The organism is Nocardioides sp. (assembly GCF_050699375.1).
Classification (GTDB): Bacteria; Actinomycetota; Actinomycetes; order Propionibacteriales; family Nocardioidaceae; genus Nocardioides.
Window position 1 is genome coordinate 1 of sequence record NZ_JBOHDN010000137.1, and the last position, 8,925, is coordinate 8,925.

The following is an 8,925-nucleotide window of genomic DNA, read 5'->3' on the forward strand; positions in this document are numbered from 1 at the left end:
GTGGTCGCGCGCGAGGTCCTGCCGTCGCTGCGCGGCGCACCGGTGCTCGCCTCCGGGCTGGGCGACGACGCAGCCGTGCTCGGCGCCGCGGCCCTGGCCCAGGAGCTGCTCGGGCACGACCAGGCACCACTGATCGAAGGAAGGTTTCGATGATCGACCTGGAGCTGCTGCGCGGGGGGCTCATCGTCTCCTGCCAGGCCTATCCCGGTGAGCCGCTGCGGGACTCGGACGTGACCGCACGGACCGCTCGCGCGGTGGTCGAAGGCGGCGCCCGAGCTGTACGGGTGCAGGGCATCTCCGACGTACGCGCCACTCTCGCCGCTGTCGACGTCCCCGTCATCGGGCTGTGGAAGGACGGCGATGCCGGCGTCTTCATCACCCCGACCCTGCGGCACGCCGAGGCCGTCGCCGAGGCCGGAGCGCACGTCGTCGCGTTGGACGGCACCCGCCGGGTGAGGCCCGACGGGCTCACCCTCGCCGAGACGATCGCCCGGCTCAAGGCCGCACACGACGTCTTGGTGATGGCCGACTGCGGCTCGTCGGCCGATGCCCGCGAGGCCGAGGCGGCCGGGGCCGACATCCTCGGCACCACCCTGTCCGGCTACTCCGGCGAGCGCCCCAGGACCGTCGGCCCGGACCTCGAGCTGATCAGCCAGATCACCTCGGAGTGCTCCGCGCCCGTCATGGCCGAGGGGCGTATCCACCGGCCCGAGGACGCCGCGGCGGCGATGGCGGCCGGGGCGTTCTCCGTCTGCGTCGGCACCGCGATCACCCATCCCACCACGATCACCGGCTGGTTCCGCGAAGCCGTCGAGGGAGCGCACTGATGGAGGTCGTCATCCTTCCCGACGCGGCCGCCATCGGTGTCGCGGCCGCGGACCTGGTCGAGGACCTGCTCCGTGACCGTCCCGATGCCGTGCTGGGCCTGGCCACCGGCTCGAGCCCGCTGCCGACGTACGACGAGCTGGCCGGCCGCTGCGCTCACGGTCGGGTGAGCTTCGCCCGGGCGCGCGCGTTCACGCTCGACGAGTACGTCGGCCTGCCGCCGGAGCACCCCGCTGCGTACGCCCGGGTCATCCGTGACGAGCTGGCCGACCGGGTCGACTTCGGTGCCGAGGCCGTGGTGGGGCCCCGTGGTGACGCGGACGACGTGGTCACCGAGTGCGCCCGGTACGACGCCGCGATCCGCGAGGCCGGCGGCATCGACCTGCAGATCCTGGGCATCGGCACCGACGGTCATGTCGCGTTCAACGAGCCCGGGTCCTCGCTCGCCTCGCGCACCCGGGTCAAGACGCTGACCGAGCAGACCCGCGCCGACAACGCACGCTTCTTCGGCGGTGACCGCTCGGCCGTGCCCCGACACTGCATCACCCAAGGGCTCGGGACGATCATGGAGGCCCGGCACCTCCTCCTGGTGGCCACCGGCGCCGGCAAGGCCGAGGCGGTGCACCAGATGGTCGAGGGCGCGGTCTCCGCGCGGTGGCCCGCCTCGATCCTGCAGCTCCACCCCACCGTCACCGCCTTCATCGACGAAGAGGCGGCGTCCCGCCTCGAGCTCGGCGACTACTACCGCTTCGTGCAGCGTCACAAGGGCGGCGTGAACGCACTCGTCGGCAGCGATCCGCTCCCGTAGGGCGTCCTCCTCGATACATTGGCCGCTCCACGCGACGAGCAGGAGTCCGATGAGACGACGCAGCATGTCCGGAAGGCACGCGCTCGTGACGGGCGCGGCGAGCGGGATCGGCCGTGCGGTGGCCGAGCGCCTCGCCGAGGACGGTGCGGTGCTGCATCTGACCGACCTCCACGAGGTCGGTCTCCGGGCGACCCGCAAGGCGATCGAGGACCGTGGCGGCACGGTGGCGACGGCGCACGCGGCCGACGTATCCTCGATCGACGACGTACGTGCGCTGGCAGAGGTGGTGCACGCCCGGACGCCCGCGGTCGATGCCGTGCTCAACGTCGCGGGCATCGCCATCTGGGGCACCGTGGAACGGATGAGCCACGAGCAGTGGCGCTCGGTCATCGAGGTGAACCTGATGGGTCCGATCCATGTGATCGAGTCCTTCGTGCCGCCCATGATCGAGCACGGACGAGGAGGACATCTGGTCAACGTGGCCTCCGCAGCGGCGCTGATCGGGATGCCCTGGCACGCCGCCTACAGCGCGAGCAAGTTCGGCCTGCGCGGTGTCTCGGAGGTGCTGCGCTTCGATCTCGCCCGGCACGACATCGCGGTCACGCTGGTGACGCCGGGCGCCGTGGCCACTCCGCTGACGGGGAGCGTCCAGGTCGCCGGGGTGGACACCTCGACGCCGCAGTTCCAGCGACTGCGCGCCCGCTTCCACAAGCGTGCCGTCTCACCCGAGCATGCCGCCGAGCGGATCGTCGAGGGCATGCTCCGCGGGCGCTATCTGGTGCAGACCTCGCCTGACATCGCGATCCTGCACGGGGTGCAGAGGTATGTGCCGCCGGTCTACTCGCTGCTCATGGGCGCCGCGAACCGGCTGGTGTCCCGGATCCGTTGGGAGACGCGATGACGCGGTCACGACCCGTGCGGCCGGGGCGTCTGGGGGAGGTCGGGGTGGCCGCCTGGCTGCTGGCGCGGATCGCCGGCCGGGCGGCCGGGACGGAGCCGCTGAACCTGTTCCTCGTGCTCGGCCGCCACAAGCGGCTCTTCCGTGGCTGGCTGGCCTTCGCCGGCCTGCTGATGCCCGGAGGCCGGCTCCCCCGGGCCGACAGCGAGCTGGTCATCCTGCGGGTCGCCCACCTGCGAGGATCGACGTACGAGGCCCGTCAGCACACGCGCATCGGCAAGCGGGCTGGTCTGACCGACGTCGATCTCGAACGTCTCACCGAGGGCGCGAGCGCCGACGGCTGGACGCCGCGCCGCCGATCGATCCTGGTGGCCGTCGACGAGCTCGTCCATACGCGCACCGTCACCGACGCGACCTGGGACGAGCTGCGCGAGCACCTCAGCGAGCGCGAGGCGATCGAGCTGGTCCTTCTCGCCGGCCACTACGACATGCTCGCGGCCGCCATCGCCGCCCTCGGGATCGAGCTCGAGCCTTCGCGCGACCGGGCTCGATAGGTAGGCACAACGACGGCTCGCGGTCCGGTGCCTCAGGGGGTCGCGGACGCGCCGAGGAGCCGACCGAGGGCCGCGGACGTACGGGTCCGCCAAGTCTCGTCGGGGACGCCGCGCCGCAACGTCTCGGCGAGGTAGACCCCGAGGATCATCGACAGCACCAGGTCGGGTTCGACCTCGGCGGTGAGTGCGCCCCGGTCGAGGTCACCCTCGACCTGGGCGAGGACCGGTCGCAGGGCGCTGGCCAGAGCGGCGCGAAGCGCCGCGCTGAACTCGGGATCGGCGTCGGTGAGCACGGCGGCCACTCCACCGGGACCGATGGCGCGCTGGAGGACCTCCTCGGTGCTGGCGAGCACCCAGTCCAGCCGTTGCACGATGGTCAGGTGCTCGGGTGCCTCACCCTTGTCGGCGACGGGGCGCAGGGCCGCGGTGAGCAGCTCACGACGGTCCCGGTGACGCCGGTAGATCGTCGTGCGCGCGACGCCGGACCGCGCGGCGACCGACGCGACGTTCACGGCCTGGGGCCCGAGCTCGCGGAGGATCTCGGTCGCGGCGCGAGTGATCTGCTCGTCGGTGCTGGCCTGACGCGGCCGTCCTCGGGCCTGGGTCGCTTCGCGTTCCATGTCGGGAATATCCTTCCGGCGATTTACGATACAGTGAGTGTAGCGTTTATAAGTCCTCGAAAGGAGCCTCGCTGATGCCTGCTGATCTATACCTCGTCTGGTTCGTCATCATGGCCGTCGCCATCAACGTGATCATCTACATAGGTGTGTCCGCGACCTACTTCGGTGAGAAGCGTCGTGCCGAGAAGCGTCTTGCCGAGAAGCGTCGGGCGTACGTCGACGAAGGCGCGAGCGACGCTGCCGGGTTGCGGCCCGCGGCTCGTCGCAACGGCGACGGGGGTGTGCGGATGGTCGCCTCCTCACGGTCCACCACGTGAGCGGTTGAGGCCGCTCGTCGACGCCGCGGTTTCTCCGGCACCGCCGCATCGGGCACAGTGGTGCGGTGGGACCTGCGATCCGTGCCGCCAGCCTGCGGGGCTTCGTGCCGCTGGTGGAGCGGCTCGGCGGTGAGCCGTATCGGCTGCTCGCCCGGTTCGGCATCCCGGCCGACGCCCTCGATGCCGAGGACGCCTGGATCCCGATCACCGAGCACGATCTGATGCTCGACGCCGCGGCTGCCGAGCTGCGGTGCCCGGATCTGGGTCTGCGCCTGGCGGAGACGCAGGACCTGACGATCCTGGGTCCGCTGGCGGTCGCCATCCAGGCCTGCCCGACGGCGGCCGAGGCGCTGGAGACCGGATCCCGCTATCTGTACGCCCACAGCCCCGCCCTGCGGGTCGCGGTCGAACCCGATCCGCACCGGCGACCGGGCGTGGTGGGGCTGACCTACCGCAAGGACCTGCGCGAGTCGCCCTACTCACCCCAGGCGACCGAGCTCGGCCTGGGGCTCTTCTTCCGGATCGCGCACACGCTCGTCGGCGGGTTGTCGGGCCTGCGCTCGGTAGAGCTGCCTCACCAGCCGCTCTCGCCGGTGCGCCGCTACACCGACTATTTCGGCGCCGACGTGAAGTTCGGACGTACGACCGCGGTGCTCCGTGTCGACCGCCGGGTGCTCGACGAGGCGTTCGCCACCGCCAACGAGTCGATCCGGCTGCTCGCCCTCGACCACATCTCGCGGCGCTACGACGACCCGGCGCAACGAGTCTCGACCCAGGTCCGTGGGGCGCTCGCCGAGGTGCTCGGCACGAACCCGCCGGCGGTCTCGGCGGTGGCACGCCTGCTGGCCCTCCACCCACGTACGTTGCAGCGGCGCCTCGCCGCGGAGGGCACGAGCTTCGAGGCGGTCCTCGACGAGGTAAGACGTGACGCCACCCTTCGCCACCTGACCACGACGGCGATGCCCCTGGCCCAGGTGGCCACGTTGGTCGGGTTCACGGAGCAGTCGACGCTGAGCCACGCCGTACGCCGGTGGTTCGGGTGCACGCCGCGGGAGCTGCGGCGCGACGCGGCCAGGCCTGCGCTCACCGGGCCACCGTCGAGAACTTTGTCGCACTGAAACAAGTAATGGCGGTGGTCCGCAGACGATCATGGGGATCTAGGCAGGATCCACGAAGGAGCAGACCATGGCCACCAGAACCAAGACAGCCGCCGCTGAGACGGACACGATTCTGAGCGCGATCGGCGCCCGGACCATCCCCGAGCTCGACGGGGTGCACGAGGTCTGGCCACGCGGCGAGCGGCTCGCTGCCGTGCGCGATGCGGCCGCGGCGTACAAGGTCAGGTTCAAGGAGCAGGGCATCGTCCGCGCGGTGAAGTCGGTCGACGTCGCCGCCGCGCCGTACCCGGTCAAGTACGCCTTCCACGACGCGGTCTCGGTGCCGACCCTGCCGCTGATCTCGATGATCAACCGGATGATCGTCATCCAGTACGACGACTGGAACGGCACCCCGCGCACGCTCGTCTTCGAGCCGACGATGCCGGAGGGCTCGGCGGAGGCGCCGTTCTACAGCAACCTGCAGGCGCTGATGGACAAGGTGCCCGGCGCCAAGCTCATCGAGAAGCTCATGCTCGAGTACTACAACGAGCCCGACGAGGTGCTGGCCCAGCTCGGCCTGACGCCCGCTGACATCGACTTCTGCACCTTCGACCACCTGCACGTCCAGGACCCGCGGATGATCCTCGGGTCCACCGCGACGATCCCGGGCGAGACCGCTCCCCGCGAGCCGCTCTTCGGCGACGCGAAGATGCTGGTGCACACCCGCGAGCTGGCCACCCTGCAGTCGCTGCACCCGATGCAGTGGGCGTGGTACGTCGAGGACGGGCTCGAGGGTGTCGACCTCGAGAAGTTCGTGACCTTCGACGGCGACATCGAGCTGGGTCCTGGGATCGCGCTGCTGTGGACCCCTGGCCACACCGACGGCAACCACTCGCTGGTGATCAACACCCCCGACGGCGTCTGGGTCTCCTCGGAGAACGGCATCTCGCTCGACAACTGGCAGCCCGAGCTGTCGAAGATCCCGGGGGTCCGCAGGTACCACGAGCAGTTCGGCCGCGAGGTGTGCCCGAACGCCAACACCCTGGAGGACTCCCTCGACCAGTACGACTCGATGATCAAGGAGAAGACCCTCGCCGACCCGTGCAAGGACGATCCGCGCTGGCTGCAGATCCTGCCGAGCACCGAGCTGGCCCCATGGAAGCGGTTCTGGCCCGTCGTACCCACCTACCTCCACGGCGGGATCGACTACGGCCAGATCAAGGCGGGCCTGTGATGCGCGGGTCTGCGACGACCGGGACTCCCGGCGGGGCCGTCGTCACCGGTGCGGGTCGCGGCCTGGGCCGCCAGATCGCCGAGCTCCTCGCCGATCGTGGACACCAGGTGCTGGTCACCGACGTCGATGTCGAGAGCGCGCGGAAGGCCGCTGACGAGATCGGACGTGGTGCCACCGCCATGGCCGTCGACGTACGCGACGCCACCCAGGTGGAGGCGGCCCGGGACGCGGTCGTGGCCGCCGCCGGCCGGCTCGACGTATGGGTCAACAACGCCGGTGTGCTGTTCACGGGCCCGGCGTGGGACCTCTCCCCCGAGCAGCGGAGGCTGATCCTCGACGTCAACGCGCTCGGCACCATCAACGGGACGCTCGCCGCGATCGAGGCGATGCGCGGGACCGGAGGGCACGTCGTCAACATCGTGTCCCTGGCGGGACTGACCGCGGTGCCGGGCGAGGCGGTGTACGCCGCCTCGAAGCACGCCGCCATCGGGTTCAGCCTCAGCACGCTCCAGGACCTGCGTCTGGCCGGCATCAAGGACATCGACATCTCCTGCATCTGCCCCGACGGGATCTGGACGCCGATGCTCTACGACAAGCTCGACGACCCCGGCTCGGCGCTGTCGTTCTCGGGCAAGCTGCTCCAGCCCGAGGAGGTCGTAGCGGCGGTCGGGAACGCGCTCGACAAGCCTCGGCCGGTGACCACCATCCCGGCCTGGCGCGGGCTCGTGGCCAGGTTGGCCGACACCCTGCCGGCGGTCGGCCTCGCGGCGGCACCTCTGGTGGTCGCGCAGGGGCGACGTACGCAGCGCAAGCTCCTCCGCGACGGAACCTCGTCGTGACCCCGGGTCGGCGCCGGACACCTCTTGCCGAGGCGACGGGCCGACCCGGAGGATGATCCTCGAGCACCGGATGCCTCCGGCGCTCGAGAGGAGAAGACATGCAGCAGGTCAAGGCAGTCATCGCCCGCGCCAAGGGCGCACCGGTGGAGCTCGTGACGATCAACGTGCCCGATCCCGGACCGGGTGAGGCGGTGGTGAAGATCCAGTCGTGCGGGGTCTGCCACACCGACCTGCACTATCGCGAGGGCGGGATCAACGACGACTTCCCGTTCCTGCTGGGTCACGAGGCGGCCGGCGTGATCGAGGCGGTGGGTCCGGACGTGACCGACGTGGCGCCCGGCGACTTCGTGGTGCTCAACTGGCGCGCGGTCTGCGGTAGCTGCCGGGCGTGCAAGCGGGGCGAGCCGCAGTACTGCTTCGCCACCTTCAACGCGACCCAGAAGATGACCCTCGAGGACGGCACCGAGCTGTCCCCGGCGCTGGGCATCGGCGCCTTCGCGGAGAAGACGCTGGTCGCCGCCGGGCAGTGCACGAAGGTCGACCCGGAGGCTCGGCCCGCAGCTGTCGGCCTGCTCGGCTGCGGTGTGATGGCCGGGCTCGGCGCCGCCATCAACACCGGCGGCGCGACCCGCGGGAGGTCGGTGGCGGTCATCGGGTGCGGAGGCGTCGGGGTGGCGGCGATCGCAGGTGCGGCGCTGGCCGGGTCGAGCCCGGTCATCGCCGTCGACATCGACGCCAAGAAGCTCGAGCGGGCGGCGGCCATGGGCGCGACACACACCGTGGACTCATCGCAGACCGATCCGGTCGAGGAGATCCGGCGGATCTGCTCGGAGACGTACGAAGGTGCCGAAGGCGCCGACATCGTCGTCGAGGCGGTCGGTCGTCCGGAGACCTGGAAGCAGGCCTTCTACGCCCGCGACCTGGCCGGCACCGTCGTGCTCGTCGGCGTGCCCACGCCGGACATGACGGTGCCCGAGATCCCGCTCATCGACGTCTTCGGCCGTGGCGGCGCGCTCAAGTCGAGCTGGTACGGCGACTGTCTCCCCAGCCGCGACTTCCCGATGCTCGTCGACCTCTACCAACAGGGACGTCTCGACCTCGACGCCTTCGTGAGCGAGGAGATCGGGATCGAGGACATCGAGGCGGCCTTCGAGAAGATGCATCGTGCCCCTGATGGGCAGAGTGTGCTGCGCTCGGTGGTGGTGCTGTGATGGGCGTACGCGTCGACCATGCGGTCACGAGCGGCACCTTCAGCCTCGATGGCGAGACGCACCAGGTGGACAACAACCTCTGGGTGGTCGGCGACGATCAGGAGTGCCTGGTCATCGACGCGCCGCACTCGGTGGAGGACATCTTGGCTGTGGTCGGTGGCCGCACCGTGAAGGCGATCGTCTGCACCCACGCCCACGACGACCACGTACGTGTGGCGCCGGCGTTGCGCGAGGCCGTCCGAGCACCGATCCTGCTCCACCCCGACGACCGGCCGCTGTGGGAGCTCACCCACCCCGACGAGCTGTGGGACGCCGACCTGTCCGACGGGCAGGTGATCGAGATCGGAGGCACCGACCTCACCGTTCTGCACACGCCCGGTCACGCGCCCGGGGCGGTCTGCCTCTCGGCTCCCTCCCTGGGATGCGTCTTCACCGGCGACACGCTCTTCCAGGGCGGACCCGGCGCGACCGGGCGCTCGTTCAGCGACCGGCCCACCATCGAGGCGTCGATCCGGGCCAAGC

The 8,925-nt window shown here is 70.7% G+C and carries 11 protein-coding genes; 10 read left to right on the forward strand and 1 reads right to left on the reverse strand.

The genetic code is table 11. The annotated features are described in order from the left end of the window. Positions 1–149 precede the first annotated feature (149 nt). From ACRDPS_RS09975 to ACRDPS_RS09990, 4 genes are read left to right on the forward strand one after another with little or no spacing between them, the layout of a single operon-like run. Positions 150–827: an N-acetylmannosamine-6-phosphate 2-epimerase gene (locus ACRDPS_RS09975; protein ID WP_431501478.1), complete on the forward strand. Its 678-nt coding sequence runs from the start codon at positions 150–152 to the stop codon at positions 825–827. Then, positions 827–1,633, forward strand: a complete 807-nt coding sequence (gene nagB / locus ACRDPS_RS09980; RefSeq protein WP_431501479.1) for a glucosamine-6-phosphate deaminase — start codon at positions 827–829, stop codon at positions 1,631–1,633. Before ACRDPS_RS09975 ends, nagB begins: the two co-directional genes overlap by 1 nt. A 49-nt stretch (positions 1,634–1,682) precedes the next feature. Further along, positions 1,683–2,534, forward strand: a complete 852-nt coding sequence (locus ACRDPS_RS09985; protein WP_431501480.1) for an SDR family oxidoreductase — start codon at positions 1,683–1,685, stop codon at positions 2,532–2,534. Continuing rightward, entirely contained in the window at positions 2,531–3,085 is a 555-nt protein-coding gene (locus tag ACRDPS_RS09990) for a carboxymuconolactone decarboxylase family protein (protein ID WP_431501481.1), read from the forward strand. The genes ACRDPS_RS09985 and ACRDPS_RS09990 overlap by 4 nt, the downstream gene beginning before the upstream one ends. A 32-nt stretch (positions 3,086–3,117) precedes the next feature. Here ACRDPS_RS09990 and ACRDPS_RS09995 read toward each other — a convergent pair whose 3' ends face one another. Then, positions 3,118–3,705, reverse strand: coding sequence for a TetR/AcrR family transcriptional regulator (locus tag ACRDPS_RS09995; protein ID WP_431501482.1), 588 nt, complete (start codon positions 3,703–3,705; stop codon positions 3,118–3,120). Between the two features lie 74 nt (positions 3,706–3,779). Here ACRDPS_RS09995 and ACRDPS_RS10000 point away from each other — a divergent pair, with 74 nt between their 5' ends. The 6 genes from ACRDPS_RS10000 to ACRDPS_RS10025 form a co-directional block, all read left to right on the forward strand. Next, positions 3,780–4,022: a hypothetical protein gene (locus ACRDPS_RS10000; protein WP_431501483.1), complete on the forward strand. Its 243-nt coding sequence runs from the start codon at positions 3,780–3,782 to the stop codon at positions 4,020–4,022. Positions 4,023–4,087: 65 nt separating this feature from the next. Continuing rightward, a complete protein-coding gene (locus tag ACRDPS_RS10005) occupies positions 4,088–5,140 on the forward strand; it encodes an AraC family transcriptional regulator (RefSeq protein ID WP_431501484.1) in 1,053 nt (350 codons plus the stop codon). A 67-nt stretch (positions 5,141–5,207) separates the two neighbouring features. Next, the gene (locus ACRDPS_RS10010) at positions 5,208–6,353 is read left to right on the forward strand and encodes a hypothetical protein (protein ID WP_431501485.1); all 1,146 of its coding nucleotides are present in this window, start codon (positions 5,208–5,210) and stop codon (positions 6,351–6,353) included. Continuing rightward, the gene (locus ACRDPS_RS10015) at positions 6,353–7,192 is read left to right on the forward strand and encodes an SDR family oxidoreductase (protein ID WP_431501486.1); all 840 of its coding nucleotides are present in this window, start codon (positions 6,353–6,355) and stop codon (positions 7,190–7,192) included. Before ACRDPS_RS10010 ends, ACRDPS_RS10015 begins: the two co-directional genes overlap by 1 nt. 98 nt (positions 7,193–7,290) lie before the next feature. Then, positions 7,291–8,403 carry an S-(hydroxymethyl)mycothiol dehydrogenase gene (locus ACRDPS_RS10020; RefSeq protein WP_431501487.1) on the forward strand — a complete coding sequence of 371 codons (1,113 nt, stop codon included), beginning with the start codon at positions 7,291–7,293 and terminating at the stop codon, positions 8,401–8,403. Next, positions 8,403–8,925: MBL fold metallo-hydrolase (locus ACRDPS_RS10025; RefSeq protein WP_431501488.1), on the forward strand; the 523-nt coding region annotated here is incomplete at its 3' end. The genes ACRDPS_RS10020 and ACRDPS_RS10025, both read left to right, overlap by 1 nt.